Genomic DNA, 13,754 nt, shown 5'->3' with positions numbered 1-13,754 from the left:
ATTCGGGTCATTTGTCCCGATCCTTGCCGAAAACCCTTTCGATTCCGCTAATCCGGCCTATATCGGAGGCGCGACCAGCCAGGAGCCGCCCGTGAACACGCCGCGCCCGCCGATGATCTATCCCGCGCTTGCCCGCGAATATGACGCGGATTTCCGCGTCGATCCGCAGTACAAGGCCAGCCTGCCCGACCTTCAGAACGGTCCGGCCAGCCTGATCGTGGGCGCCAATGTGCTGATCCAGCATGTCGGCATTTCCAATTTCCGGCTGCCGATCCGCTATCAGACGCAGGATGGCGGCGAGATCACGCTGGAAACCAGCGTCACTGGTACCGTCAGCCTGGAAGCCGACCGCAAGGGCATCAACATGTCGCGCATCATGCGCAGCTTCTATGCCCATGCCGACAAGGATTTCAGCCTTGATGTGCTGCAGGCGGCGCTGGATGATTACAAGGACGATCTGGGCAGCATGGATGCGCGCATCCAGATGCGGATTTCCTATCCGATGCGGGTCGAATCGCTGCGCTCAGGTCTGGCCGGCTGGCAGTATTACGATATCGCGCTGGAACTGATTGAACATCAGGGCCATCGCCGCCGGATCATGCATGTCGATTACGTCTATTCCTCGACCTGCCCCTGTTCGCTGGAGCTTTCAGAACACGCCCGCGAAAGCCGGGGCCGACTGGCGACGCCGCATTCGCAGCGCTCGGTCGCGCGGCTGTCGATGCTGATGACCGGCGAAGGCCGGCTGTGGTTCGAGGACGTGATTGCACTGTGCCGTCGCGCCGTGCCCACCGAAACCCAGGTCATGGTCAAGCGCGAGGACGAACAGGCGTTTGCCGAGCTGAACGCCGCCAATCCGATCTTCGTCGAGGATGCGGTCCGCAGCTTTGCCGAACAGTTGATCGCGGAACCGCGCGTCAGCGACTTCCGCGTCATCGCCAGCCATCAGGAATCGCTGCACAGCCATGACGCGGTAAGCATGCTGGTCAACGGGCCGACCTTTGCGCAGGACAGTCTTGACCCGACCACCTTCGCCAGCCTCCTACATCGCGGCTGACGCTCGGCGCGGGAAGCCTTATTGGCTGTCCTCGGCCGCTTCCGCAGCAGCTTCTGCGGCGGCCTCCGCCGCCTCGACTGCTGCATCCGCCGCCGCGCTGACAGCATCGTCCGGGCCATCCTGCGGTCCCTGCATCTCGGCTTCGGCCTGCGGCTGGATCGACAGCGCATAGATGCCGCCTTCTTCGTTCAGCCCGGTCAGCCGGATGCAATACTGCCGCTCTTCGGCCTCGGGCGCCACCTCCAATAGGCTGTTGGTATCGCTGCCACTGTCGTCATCCGTGGCAAGCTGCACGCCGTTTTCGTCCTCCAACGTCAGGAAGGTGTCGAAGATCGGGCTGCGCGCCATGATCTTTGCACCAGTCCCCGCAGGCAGCGTGAACGCATGATCGACACTGCCGGCCAGCGTACCCGTGGTGATGATTTCCTGACTGTCCGGGCCAAACGCAACCGCAGGCTCTGCATTGCGGATGCAGGCATCGGCCGGCGGCGCGCCCTCGACCGAGACCGGCACCACGACCGGCGCGCCATCAAGCGACCCCAGAACATCAACCTGCGCGCAATAGGCCCCCGGCTCCAGCCGGGCGATAATCCGGGAGGCGTTGCTGTCGCGTTGATCATCATTTGCGGCCACCACGCCACCGCTGCTGTCGAACAGGATCAGCGTGGTATCGCCCCCTTCGAGCACTGTCGAGATGGTCAGCGCCATCGGCGCATTCACCTGCAGCTCGACATAGCGCGGCTCGTTCCGGGTGATTTGGGTGAAAGCGCCGATGACTTCAGCCGGCTGGCGGTCCAGCACCAGCGCCCCGCCATTCAGCGCCGCCGGCTGCCCGCAGGCGCCAAGATCCTGCTTGCCTTGCTGGGCATGAGCGCCAGAAACCGCCAGCATCCCGGCCGCAAAAGTTACAAGGTGAAGATGCCGCATGATACCCCCGGTCATCGCTGTTGATTTTGTTGGCGAATTGCTGCGTCAGAACACTCACACGGTCAAGTCAAGTCGTGAGGATTGACGAAAATTCTGTTGAACAAACAAAGAACACTCCTTCCGCTTCCGAACGCGCTACGCTATCGTCAGCCCATGACGGATGACGATCCCTTTGAACAAGCCGAACGCAAGCTTACCCTATCGCAGCGGGCCATGGGCGTGCCTGCGGGGCCGCCGCCCTATCTGGATGGGCTGAACCCTGCGCAGCGCCGCGCGGTCGAGGCGCTGGATGGCCCGGTTCTGGTGCTGGCAGGTGCGGGCACCGGAAAGACGCGGGTGCTGACGACGCGGATCGCCCATCTGATCGCCACCGGACGGGCGCGACCGGGCCAGATCCTGGCCGTGACCTTCACCAACAAGGCCGCACGCGAGATGCGCGACCGCATCGGCCGCCTGCTGGGCGACGCGGTCGAGGGGATGCCCTGGCTAGGCACCTTTCACAGTGTCAGCGTCAAGATCCTGCGCCGCCATGCCGAACTGATCGGATCTGGCGACCAGCATCTGAAGCCGACCTTCACCATTCTGGACACCGACGATCAGATTCGCCTGCTGAAGCAGTTGATCCTGGCCGAAAACATCGACGAAAAGCGGTGGCCTGCGCGTCAGTTGGCCGGGCTGATCGACAGCTGGAAGAACCGCGCGCTGACGCCCGACAAGGTCTCGCGCGCCGAAGGTGCGGGTTTCGATGGCAAGGGCGTGCAGCTTTACCGCGCCTATCAGGACCGCCTGCTGGCGCTGAACGCGGTCGATTTCGGCGATCTGCTGCTGCATTGCGTGACGCTGTTTCAGGCCCATCCCGACCTCCTGCGGCAATGGCAGGACCGCTTCCGCTATATCCTTGTCGACGAATATCAGGACACTAATATCGCGCAATATCTTTGGCTGCGACTGCTGGCGCAGGGGCATCGCAACATCTGCTGCGTGGGCGATGACGACCAGTCCATCTATGGCTGGCGCGGGGCCGAGGTCGGCAACATCCTGCGGTTTGAGCAGGATTTTCCCGGCGCCGAGGTGATCCGGCTGGAACAGAATTACCGCTCGACCCCGCATATTCTGGCGGCGGCCTCGGGGCTGATCGCGGCGAACAAGGGGCGGCTGGGCAAGACGCTTTGGACCGACGCAACCGAAGGCTTGCCTGTCCGCCTGATACATCAATGGGACAGCGAGGCCGAGGCCCGCTGGATCGGCGAAGAAATCGAGGATTTCCATTCCGGCACCCGCGCCAGCATCGGGCGGCACAACCTGAACGACATGGCGATTCTGGTCCGCGCCAGCCACCAGATGCGCGCCTTCGAGGACCGTTTTCTGACCATCGGCCTGCCCTACCGGGTGATCGGCGGGCCGCGCTTTTACGAACGTCTGGAAATCCGCGACGCCATGGCCTATTTCCGGCTGGCCGTCAGCCCCGTCGACGATCTGGCCTTTGAGCGCGTGGTGAATACCCCCAAGCGTGGCCTCGGCGAAAAGGCGGTGCAGGTGATCCAGACCGAGGCGCGGCAACTGGCCGAGCCGCTGCTGATCGGCGCGCAATCCGTCGTCGCCAACGGCCTGCTGGGCGGCAAGGGCGGCGCGAATCTGCGCGAATTCGTCAATGCCATGGGCCGCTTCCACGCCGACGCGCTGGATTCGACCGTGAACCATGTCGAACTGGCAGAGCGGATTCTGGACGAATCCGGCTATACCGCGATGTGGCAGAACGACAAATCTCCCGACGCTCCGGGCCGGCTTGAAAACCTCAAGGAACTGGTCAAGGCGCTGGAAGAATTCGAAAATCTTCAAGGATTTTTGGAACATGTCGCGCTGGTGATGGATCGCGACAATGACGAGGCGCAGGATGCCGTGTCGATCATGACACTGCACGCCGCCAAGGGTCTGGAATACCCCATCGTCTTCCTCCCGGGATGGGAGGACGGCCTGTTCCCCAGCCAGCGCAGCATGGACGAAACAGGTCAGAAGGGGCTGGAGGAGGAGCGCCGCCTTGCCTATGTCGGCATCACCCGCGCCGAAAAGCTGGCGACGATCAGCTTTGCCCAAAACCGGCGCATGTATGGGCAATGGCAAAGCTCGCTTCCGTCGCGTTTCATCGACGAACTGCCCGAAGATCGCATGGACGTGCTGACCGCGCCGGGGCTTTATGGCCAGGGCTATGGCGCCGCTGCCGTCGCCGCAGGTTCTGCCGATTTCGGCGCCTCGATGCACAGCCGGGCGGCCAATGCCGATGTCTATAACTCGCCCGGCTGGAAGCGGATGCAGGCGCGCGGCGATCAGCGCGCGAAGCCGCGCATGCCCCCTTCGATGGTGATCGACGCCGAGGCCGTGGGCTTCAGCGTCGGCGATCAGGTCACCCATCCGAAATTCGGCGCAGGCACGATCATGGGCATCGCCGAGGACACGCTGACCATCCAGTTCGAGGCCGGGTTCAAGAACGTGAAGGCAGGCTATGTGCAGCCCGCGGGCGCAGAGGACGACGTGCCGTTTTGATCGTTTGTCGTGGACGTTCCCGTATCGTCTTGCGAGGCAAAGTGAGCTTTCGCTGAAAAAGGTTGAACTCTATCGATCAGAAGATAGCAGGGATATCGCTATGTTGCTCAGGCGGAGTAGGAATGAAATACAGTCAGGAATACATGGCGCTGATGGAGCAGGAAGCTCCGCATTTGATAGACCATTTACGCTACCTTGAGGTTTTATCGCAGGAAAGCGACAGGGGCCGAGTTTTGGTGACTGCATCCATGCTTGATGACGTCCTCACTAGGCTACTGCAGGCGCGCCTGATTGAAGGGACCTCCTCGCGGGATATGCTCCGTGGTCGCAACGCGCCGCTTGGCACTTTCTACGCCAAGATTACAGCGGCCCATGCATTAGGCCTCATCTCTGACACATGGCATGCGGAACTCAATCTTCTTCGCGAAATACGCAATATCTTCGCCCACAGCATTTTCAGTACATTCAATGATGAAAAGGTTTTCAATAGATGCAACGATCTACGCCTCGCCGTACCAGAGAAAGCAACAGATGCTAATGGCGCGCTTGAACGATACTGGATGTCGGCATCGGCTATGCTGGTGATATCGCTAGATGCGCTGCACGAAGGACGCATCGGTCGTATCAAGCAGTTTCCGATAGCCTAGTTTCGGCAGGGACGTTAACGGGCATCAACCTGTGGCCAATACTAGCACTTTCTCAAGGGTCTTACCTTGAACAATGGCACCCATCCACTCGGTCGAGAAGCACTCCAACGAGACGGCTGCATGACATGCCAATGAAGAAGGGCGTTCGTATGATCAAAACTCAGAAATTCACCCAAACCGACTGGCAACGCTTCCCCGACGCATGGCGCGGCAGCCTTACGGGCGAGCGGATGGGGACGGACATCACGCTGGTCTTCTATGAGACCGACGAAATCGGCCAGGGGCCGGTTCTGCATACCCATCCCTATGCGGAAACCTTCATCGTGATCGAGGGCAATGGCCGCTATCAGGTTGGCGATCAGGTGATCGATGCCACTGTCGGCGATGTGCTGATCGGGCCGCCCGATATGCCGCACCGCTTTACCAATCTCGGGCCGGGTCGGCTGCGGACCGTGGACATTCACCACAGCCCGGAATGGATCCAGCACAATCTGGAATGACAGCGCCTATTCTGCCGCCAGCGCAGCCTCCAGCTGGGGCAGGAAGCGGTTGGTATAATCCTCGCGCACCAGCGGGCCGGCATGGCGGTACAGGATCTTGCCCGCGCCGTCGATGATGAAGGTTTCCGGCGGCGCGGTCACACCCCAGTCGATCGCCGTGCGCCCGCGCGGATCGGTCGAAACGGCGGCAAAGGGATTGCCGTCCTGCGACAGGAAACGCAGCGCATCTGCCTCATTATCCTTCAGGTCGACGCCATAGACCGGCAGGCGCTTCGACAGCTCCATCAGGGTCGGATGTTCTGCCCGGCACGGTGGGCACCAGCTGGCCCAGAAGTTCACCAGCTTCACGCCGGGTTGGCGCAGCATCTCGTCGGTCAGCTGGGTGTTTCCGGGCAGGGTGGTCTGCGGCACGGCGGGCGCTTCGCGGCCCACAAAGGTCGAGGGCAGACCTTCGGGATCCTCGCGCCCCATCCCCCACAGAAAGGTCAGTGCCAGTGCCAGAAAGACGACCGGCGGGATCAGCATCAGCGGCTTAACGCGCATCGCGGTTTCCTTCCTGCTGTTTCAGCGCGCGCCGGGCGCGGGCATTGCGGGCGAGGCTCTGCCAGATCAATCCGACCAGCAGGGTCAGGCTGACGCCATATGCGATCAGGATGGATTGAGTATATTTGCCAAGTTCGAACATCAGCGGGCCTCGCGGGCTTGCAGGGCGGCGGTGCGGCGGATGCGGATCTCGGTCCGGGTGCGGATCAGCAGCAGCGCCAGGAACATCAGGAAGAAGCCCGCCATACACAGGTAAAGCGGATAGCGGTAGATGGCGCTCATCCGCTCGCCCGAGGCGACGGACAGCGAGGCGCCCTGATGCAGCCCCTGATTCCAGAAATTCACCGCATAGCGCGACAGGACCGCAAAGACCGAGCCGACAAGGCACAGAACGCCGGTCAGGTCGGCGGCGCTGTCGGGGTTTTCCACCGCCTCCCACAGCGCGATATAACCAAGGTAGAACAGGAACAGCACCAGAAAGCTGGTCAGCCGCGGATCCCATTCCCACCACGTCCCCCAGGTCGGCTGCCCCCAGGCCGCGCCGGTCACCAGTGCGATCAGCGTCATCACCGCGCCGATGGGGGCGGCGGCCTTGGCCGCCAGCGCGCTGACATGGTGGCGGCGGATGATCCAGATCAGTGACGCGACCAGCATCATGAACCAGCAGTTGATCGCCATCATCGCGGCGGGCACATGCAGGAACATGATCTTGACCGAGGCGCCCTGCTTGTAATCCGGCGGCGTCAGGAAACCCCAGATCAGCCCGCCAACCGTGCAGGCGGCAGCACCCGCGACCACCCATGGCAGCACCGCGCCAGAGCTGCGCATGAATTTGACGGGGTTCGCATATTCCCAGATCGACATGGGGCGTTCCTAGCGGTTGGCGGGGACCCGGTGAAGACCCTAGCGCAGGTTGATACGTAATGCCGCAGCCGCCGCGAAGGGGATAAGCGCAAGCGTCAGCAGCGTGATGGCGGCCTGAAAGACCAAAGGCGTGATTGCATCCATTCCGGCCGCGCCGCGCCGCACGGCCTCGGCCCCGAACAGCAAGGTAGGCACATAAAGCGGCAGCACCAGCAGCGACAGCAGCAACCCGCCGCGGCGCAAGCCCACGGTAATGGCCGCGCCGAAGGCGCCCAGCATGGACAGCGCCGGCGTCCCGATCAGCAATGAGATCAACAGATAGGGCACCGCTTGGCTGGGCAGGTGCAGCAGCATTCCGAACAGCGGGGCCGCCACGACCAGCGGCAGACCGGTGGCGATCCAATGGGCTGCGGCCTTGACGGCCACGCCGCCTTCCAGCGGCAGGGGCGCGGTCGCCAGAAGGTCCAGCGAGCCATCTTCGAAATCCAGCGCGAACAGCCGGTCAAGCGACAGCAGGCAAGCCAGCAATGCGCCGATCCAGAGGATGCCGGGGGCAATCCGCGACAGCATCTCGGCCTGCGGGCCAACGCCGAAGGGGACCAGCGTGCAGACGATCAGGAAGAAGGCGAGGCCAAGACCGAAGCCCCCGCCCGCGCGGGTCGCCAGTCTCAGGTCACGCATCAGCAGGGCGATCATGCAAATGCCTCATTGAACCCGGCAGGTTTCACGTCCTTGCTGGCGGTCGAGGCGCGCAGCGGCGTCAGGTCCAGCACCTCCGCCTCGGGCAGGCCCAGGTCGATATGCGTGGCCATCAGCGCCGCCCCGCCCTGCCCCAGATGCGCGCGCACGACAGTCGCGAACAGCGCCACCGAATCGGCGTCGAGCGAGACCGTCGGTTCATCCAGCACCCAGACCGGTCGCCCAGTAACCAGCAGCCGCGCCAGCCCAAGGCGCCGTTTCTGCCCTGCCGACAGCGTGCCCGCCGGGCGCTGAGTCAGGTCGCGCAGGTTCATCGCCTCGATCGCGGGGGTAATTTCCGTGCGGCCAAAGACCTGCGCCCAGAAGCGCAGGTTTTCGGTCACGGTCAGGGCGGTCTTCAGCCCGTCGGCATGTGCGGCATAGGCGATTGCGTCGGGGGCGGCCTCGATCCTGCCGCTGACGGCGGGTTGCAGCCCGGCGACGGTGCGCAGAAGCGTGGTCTTGCCGATGCCATTCGGGCCGCGCAGGATCAGCGCCTGCCCCGCATCCAGCGCAAAACTGACGCCCTCGACCGTCCGCATCCCACCGCGCGCGACGGCAAGATCATGGACGGCCAGCAGGCTCATACCGGGATCAGCGCGCAGGCGACGCGCCGCCCCTCGGCCAGCAAGACGTTGAAGCTGCGCGCGGCAGAGGGCGAGGACATGGGTTCGGCCATGACCCCCAGCCCGTCCAGTTCCGCAATCAGATCCGCGGGGGGCGGGGCGATGTCGGCACCCATGCCCAGAAACAACAGATCGACCTTTCCCGCCAGCGCCAACAGCGCGGCGCGGTCGGCGATTCCGCCCCAAGACGACACGCCCGAAGGTGCGACGATGATCGCGCCGACATGGACCTGGCCGCCGACACGGAAGAAACCGGGGCCATAGCCATCCACGGGCACAGCGCCAGACGGATATTCGGCCGCGGTCAGCTTCATCAGGGCGCTTCCGTGAATTTTTCGGGCAGCGCCTCAGGGTCGGGTTTCGACCAGTCCCGCTTGACGCCCAGCCACAGCACGATGTTCTTGGCCACGTAGATCGTCGAATAACAGCCGACGAAGACCCCCAGCAGCATCGCGAAGACAAAGCCCCGGATCACATCGCCGCCAAAGACCAGCAGCGCGGTCAGCGCGATGGCCGTGGTCACGGCGGTCATGATGGTACGCGACAGCGTCTCGTTCACCGTCAGGTTCATCACGTCGACCAGCGGCATGGACTTGAACTTCATCAAGTTTTCCCGAAGCCGGTCAAACACCACGACGGTATCGTTGATCGAATAGCCCAGAATGGTCAGCAGCGCGGCGATGGTCGACAGGTCGAACCTCAGCTGGAACAGCGAAAAAATCCCCATCGTGATCAGCACGTCATGAACGATGGCCACCACGCCGCCGATCGCGAACTGCCATTCAAAGCGCAGCCAGATATAGAACAGGATCCCCGCCGAGGCCGCCAGCACCGCATAGACGGCCGTCTTGATCAGCTCGGCCGACACCTTCGGTCCAACCGATTCGACGGCGGCGAAAGTGACGTTGGGATCGACCTCTTTCAGCGCCGCCTCGACCGCACCGATCTGCTCGGGCGTCATCGCCTCGGTGCCTTCGGTCGCGCCGATGCGCACCTGCGCGACATGTTTTTCGTCGCCGAAGGTCGGATCGAATACCTCGGTAATCGACACATCTTCCAGCCCTAGCCCTTGCAGGGCCTCGCGGTAATCGCCCACCTCGAACGCGGTCGAGCTTTCGGTGCGGATGGTGGTGCCGCCCTTGAAGTCGATGCCGAAGTTCAGCCCCATGGTCAGCAGCAGCACAACCGACAGCGCCATGGCCACGGCCGAGATGCCGAAGGTCACATACTGCCAGCGGAAGAAATTGATCTTGGTTTCGTCGGGGACGAGTTTCAGACGGAATGCCATGATAGCCCCCTTACAGAACCAGCTGCTTCGGCTTGCGCCGTTCATACCACAATACGATCAACAGACGGGTCAGATAGATCGCTGTGAACACGGATGTGACCAGACCGATGGTCAGCGTGACCGCAAAGCCCTTTACCGGACCAGAGCCGATGAAGAACATGACCAGACCGGCGATGAACGTGGTGACGTTGGCGTCGATGATCGCCGACATCGCCTCTTGAAAGCCGGTATCGATCACATTGGCGACCCGCTTGCCCTTGCGCAGTTCTTCGCGGATACGCTCATAGATGATGACGTTGGCGTCAACCGCGGTCCCCACCGTCAACACGATCCCGGCGATGCCCGGCAGGGTCAGCGTGGCCCCGATGGCCGACATGACCGCCAACAGCAGGATCACGTTCACGATCACCGCAGCCGAGGCGAATATCCCGAAGGTGCCATAGCTGGCAACGATATAGGCCACGACGCCGAAGATGGCGATGATCGAGCCAAGCTTGCCCGCATCAATGCTGTCCTGCCCCAGTTCCGGCCCGATGGTGCGTTCCTCCAGGAAGGTCAGCTCGGCGGGCAAGGCGCCCGCGCGCAACAGCACCGCCAGCTGGGTCGAGCCGGCGACATCCATCGAGCCAGAGATCTGGCCCGATCCGGTGGTGATCGCGTCGCGGATGACCGGGGCGGAAATCACCTCGTTATCCAGCACGATGGCGAAGGGCTGGCCGATATTGGCCGCCGTATAGGCACCAAACTTGCGCGCCCCCGAGGGGTTGAAGTTGAAATTCACCGCCGGCTGGCTGTTCTGATCGAAAGCCGGCTGCGCGTTGGTCAGTTCCTCGCCGGTCACGACCGGGGTGTTTTCAAGGATATAGTATACGCCCTGCTCATCCTGCGACGGCAGCAGCACATTGCCCACGCCCGGGCGGGCATTGGCGTCAGTGGTGCGCCCGACGACCGGGTTGAAGGTCAGCTTGGCGGTGGTGCCGATCAGCTCTTTCAGCTCGGCCGCGGAGCCGATGCCCGGCACCTGAATCAGGATACGGTCGGCGCCCTGGCGCTGAATGGTCGGCTCACGGGTGCCCACCTCGTCGACGCGGCGGCGCACGATTTCCAGCGATTGCTGGATCGTGCGGTCGTCTGCGGCCGTTTTCTCGGCATCAGACAGCGCCACCGTCATCACATTGCCCGAGGCGCTGACGACCAGATCCGACTGCCCGGCCCCGGTCAGCGTCACCACCGGCACGGCCATGTCGCGCGCGATCTGGACCGCAGCGGCCATCTGATCGGGGTTCTCGATCTCGATATGCAGCTCATCCTCGGGACTGGCAACGCGGCGCACCGCGCCCACCACATCGCGCTGATCTGCAAGCGCGCGGCGCATTTCCGGCCACAGCGAATCCATCCGCGCCTTATAGACGTCGTCCGTGTGCACCTCTGCCAGCAGATGCGCCCCGCCCCGCAGGTCCAGCCCCAGATTGACCAGCCCGTTGGGCATCCAGCTGGGCCACGCGTCGATGGCGGCCTGTTGTTCGGGGGTGACGAACCCGGCCTTTTCCGAAGCCGCAAGCGCATCGTTATGCGCCTCGACACGGGAATAGAACAGGTTCGGCGAGGCCCAGATCAGGCCGATCGCCACCACGCCCAGAATCAGGACGCGCTTCCAGAGCGGGATATGCATCATGGCGGGAAGGCCTTAGCTGTTGGCGGCGGCGGGGGTGGTTTGGGTCACAACCTGCGCGATGGTGGCGCGAACGACGCGGACCTTCACGCCCTGCGCGATCTCGACCGTGATTTCGTCGTCCTTGACGTCAGTGACCTTGCCGATCAGCCCGCCCTGGGTGACCACCTGATCGCCACGCTTCAGCGCCGACACCATGTTGCGGTGATCCTTCATGCGCTTCTGCTGCGGGCGCAGGATCAGGAAATACATGATCACGAAGATCAGGATCAGCGGAATGAACTGGGCAATAGCCCCGGCGCCACCAGCGCCTCCGGCGGCTTGGGCATAGGCGGGAGTGACAAACATCGGCGATCCTTTCGCGAAATGGGGCCTTGCACCCCCAGAGTTGCGGCGCAACCTAATCTTGAGCCGCACGGTTGGCAAGGAAGCGGCGCGAAAACCGGGGTGAACTCTGCGCGATTCGGGGCGAAAGATGGACTCGGACCGCCACTTGTGGCACGGCTTCGCCAGCGAAGGAGCATGCCATGACCGTCACCCCCGCCCCCCGCCTTGAAGCCGACGCCACCGATCGCGCCCAGTCCGAAATCGCCCGCCTGATCAAGATCATGGCGGCACTGCGCGATCCCAAGACCGGCTGCCCCTGGGATATCGAACAGGATTTCGCCTCGATCTCACCCTACACGATCGAGGAAGCGCATGAGGTCGCCGATGCCATCGCCCGCGAGGCTTGGGACGAATTCCCCGGCGAATTGGGCGATCTGCTGCTGCAGGTGGTGTTCCACGCCCAGATGGCCGAGGAAAAAGGCATGTTCGATTTTGCCGATGTGTCGGCGAAAATCTCGGACAAGCTGATCGCACGGCACCCCCATGTCTTTGGCGACGAATCACGCGACAAATCCGCGGCGCAGCAGATCAAGGACTGGGAGGCGATCAAGGCGGCCGAGCGCGCCGCCAAGGCCGAAAAGGGCGTGCTGGATGGCGTGGCGCTTGGCCTGCCCGCGCTGACCCGGGCGCTGAAGCTGCAGAACCGGGCGGCCCGCGTGGGGTTTGACTGGCCGGGGCCGGAATATGTGCTGGACAAGATCAACGAAGAAACCGCCGAACTGGTCGAAGCCCGCGACAGCGCCGACCACGCCCACCTGACCGAGGAGTTCGGCGACCTTCTTTTCGTGATGACGAATCTCGCCCGCCATCTGGACATCGACCCCGAAGAAGCCCTGCGTGGCGCCAATGCCAAGTTCACCCGCCGTTTCCAGTCGATAGAAGCAGCGCTGCACGCCGAAGGCCGCCGGCCCGAGGATTCGACGCTGGCGGAAATGGACGCGCTTTGGGACGCGGCCAAGGCTGCGGAACGAAAATAATGCCTCCGGCGGGGGTATTTTAACCAGAATGAAAGATTAGGTTCGTAAACGGGTGTTACGGTACAGGCGGGGACGCCGATGACCGTCCAGAGTGAAAGCACCCTGCCCGGCCGCCAGCCCCCAAGGCCGTCGCGGCAGGGTGCCGCTTCTTCATTCTGGTTGAAATATCCCGGGGTCCGGGGCAGCGCCCCGGCGGCGACGCCTCAGACGCGCCGGAACGAGATATAGGTGGCAGCGCGCCCCTCGCGCAGGGCTTTTTGCTCATAGCGGGTTGATGGCCAGTCCGGCCAGGCCTCGGCACGCAGGCTGACCAGCTCGAACCCGGCTTTCGGAACCTCCGCCAGCGTCTGACGGACATAGGACGGGATGTCGGTCGCGACCCGGAATTCAGCACCGGGGGCCATGACGCGATGCAGCGGGATCAAGTGTTCGGGCGTCACGAAGCGGCGGCGATGATGGCGGGTCTTCGGCCAGGGGTCTGGATAATTCAGAAAGGCCTTTGCGACTGTTCCATCCGGCAGCACGTCCATCAGGTCACGCGCATCGCCGGGATGGACGCTGACATTGGTGACGCCGGCCGATTTGATCTTGCCGACCAGCATGGCCACGCCGTTGATAAAGGGCTCGCAGCCGATGATGCCGATTTCGGGATAGGCGGCCGCCATATGGACCATGTGCTCGCCACCGCCGAATCCGACCTCTAGCCAGACCGGGCGGTCGCCTTCAAAGAAACCCGCCGGGTCGACCGGTTCGCGGCCCGGGTTTTCCGCCAGCGTTATGCCGCTCGGGCGCAGCGGCCCGAGGTCATCGGCCAGATAGCCCTTCTGACTGCGCCGCAGGGTCTTGCCGTGGCGACGGCCATAGAAGTTGCGATGGGTCGGGTTCGTATCGAAATTCTTGTCGGACATGGGCGACCTGTGCCCCGGACTGGCCGCTCTGGTCAAGCCCGCATGGGCGTGACAGAAATGCAAACGTGCAGCAGGATGT

General features: G+C 63.3%; 16 protein-coding genes. 5 read left to right on the top strand and 11 right to left on the bottom strand.

All coding sequences use genetic code 11. The features are described 5' to 3' along the window. The first annotated feature begins 112 nt into the window (after positions 1-112). A complete protein-coding gene (folE2, locus tag G7044_RS13795) occupies positions 113-1,057 on the top strand; it encodes a GTP cyclohydrolase FolE2 (protein ID WP_166329910.1) in 945 nt (314 codons plus the stop codon). Between the two features lie 18 nt (positions 1,058-1,075). Here folE2 and G7044_RS13790 read toward each other — a convergent pair whose 3' ends face one another. Beyond that, positions 1,076-1,984 carry a hypothetical protein gene (locus G7044_RS13790; protein WP_166329824.1) on the bottom strand — a complete coding sequence of 303 codons (909 nt, stop codon included), beginning with the start codon at positions 1,982-1,984 and terminating at the stop codon, positions 1,076-1,078. Between the two features lie 153 nt (positions 1,985-2,137). Between G7044_RS13790 and G7044_RS13785 the strand changes: the two genes are divergently transcribed. From G7044_RS13785 to G7044_RS13775, 3 genes are all read left to right on the top strand, one after another. Then, entirely contained in the window at positions 2,138-4,525 is a 2,388-nt protein-coding gene (locus G7044_RS13785; protein ID WP_166329822.1) for an ATP-dependent helicase, read from the top strand. 122 nt (positions 4,526-4,647) lie between these two features. Next, positions 4,648-5,172 (top strand): transcriptional regulator, encoded by a 525-nt coding sequence (locus tag G7044_RS13780; protein ID WP_166329820.1) that lies wholly within the window; start codon positions 4,648-4,650, stop codon positions 5,170-5,172. A gap of 149 nt (positions 5,173-5,321) precedes the next feature. Then, positions 5,322-5,672, top strand: a complete 351-nt coding sequence (locus G7044_RS13775; RefSeq protein ID WP_166329818.1) for a cupin domain-containing protein — start codon at positions 5,322-5,324, stop codon at positions 5,670-5,672. Between the two features lie 6 nt (positions 5,673-5,678). Here the strand turns inward: G7044_RS13775 and G7044_RS13770 are convergent, their stop codons facing one another. Genes G7044_RS13770 through yajC form a run of 9 tightly spaced genes read right to left on the bottom strand, consistent with a single transcriptional unit; the run spans position 5,679 to position 11,751 of the window. Beyond that, a complete protein-coding gene (locus tag G7044_RS13770; RefSeq protein WP_166329908.1) occupies positions 5,679-6,197 on the bottom strand; it encodes a DsbE family thiol:disulfide interchange protein in 519 nt (172 codons plus the stop codon). A gap of 7 nt (positions 6,198-6,204) precedes the next feature. After that, positions 6,205-6,357 (bottom strand): heme exporter protein CcmD, encoded by a 153-nt coding sequence (gene ccmD / locus G7044_RS13765; RefSeq protein WP_235931308.1) that lies wholly within the window; start codon positions 6,355-6,357, stop codon positions 6,205-6,207. Next, positions 6,357-7,079 (bottom strand): heme ABC transporter permease, encoded by a 723-nt coding sequence (locus G7044_RS13760; RefSeq protein ID WP_166329816.1) that lies wholly within the window; start codon positions 7,077-7,079, stop codon positions 6,357-6,359. The genes ccmD and G7044_RS13760 overlap by 1 nt, the downstream gene beginning before the upstream one ends. A gap of 39 nt (positions 7,080-7,118) precedes the next feature. Then, positions 7,119-7,775, bottom strand: a complete 657-nt coding sequence (gene ccmB, locus G7044_RS13755; protein ID WP_166329814.1) for a heme exporter protein CcmB — start codon at positions 7,773-7,775, stop codon at positions 7,119-7,121. Continuing rightward, entirely contained in the window at positions 7,772-8,404 is a 633-nt protein-coding gene (gene ccmA, locus G7044_RS13750; protein ID WP_166329812.1) for a heme ABC exporter ATP-binding protein CcmA, read from the bottom strand. The genes ccmB and ccmA overlap by 4 nt, the downstream gene beginning before the upstream one ends. Further along, on the bottom strand, positions 8,401-8,757 hold the full coding sequence (locus tag G7044_RS13745) for an Mth938-like domain-containing protein (protein ID WP_166329810.1): 357 nt from the start codon (positions 8,755-8,757) through the stop codon (positions 8,401-8,403). The genes ccmA and G7044_RS13745 overlap by 4 nt, the downstream gene beginning before the upstream one ends. After that, positions 8,757-9,731, bottom strand: a complete 975-nt coding sequence (gene secF / locus G7044_RS13740) for a protein translocase subunit SecF (RefSeq protein ID WP_166329808.1) — start codon at positions 9,729-9,731, stop codon at positions 8,757-8,759. The genes G7044_RS13745 and secF overlap by 1 nt, the downstream gene beginning before the upstream one ends. Positions 9,732-9,741: 10 nt before the next feature. Beyond that, positions 9,742-11,406, bottom strand: coding sequence for a protein translocase subunit SecD (gene secD / locus G7044_RS13735; RefSeq protein ID WP_166329806.1), 1,665 nt, complete (start codon positions 11,404-11,406; stop codon positions 9,742-9,744). 12 nt (positions 11,407-11,418) lie between these two features. After that, positions 11,419-11,751 carry a preprotein translocase subunit YajC gene (gene yajC / locus G7044_RS13730; protein WP_166329804.1) on the bottom strand — a complete coding sequence of 111 codons (333 nt, stop codon included), beginning with the start codon at positions 11,749-11,751 and terminating at the stop codon, positions 11,419-11,421. A gap of 179 nt (positions 11,752-11,930) precedes the next feature. On the opposite strand from yajC, the gene mazG reads away from it, so the two are divergent. Continuing rightward, positions 11,931-12,767, top strand: a complete 837-nt coding sequence (gene mazG / locus G7044_RS13725) for a nucleoside triphosphate pyrophosphohydrolase (protein WP_166329802.1) — start codon at positions 11,931-11,933, stop codon at positions 12,765-12,767. A 203-nt stretch (positions 12,768-12,970) separates the two neighbouring features. On the opposite strand, the gene trmB is transcribed toward mazG, so the two are convergent. Then, complete coding sequence (gene trmB / locus G7044_RS13720) at positions 12,971-13,675, bottom strand: tRNA (guanine(46)-N(7))-methyltransferase TrmB (RefSeq protein ID WP_166329800.1); 705 nt, start codon at positions 13,673-13,675, stop codon at positions 12,971-12,973. Positions 13,676-13,754 lie beyond the last annotated feature (79 nt).

Origin of the sequence: Paracoccus xiamenensis (genome assembly GCF_011308835.1) — a bacterium.
Lineage (GTDB): Bacteria > Pseudomonadota > Alphaproteobacteria > Rhodobacterales > Rhodobacteraceae > Paracoccus > Paracoccus xiamenensis.
Note: the sequence above shows the minus strand (reverse complement) of the source record. Positions and strands in the feature narration are given on the sequence as shown.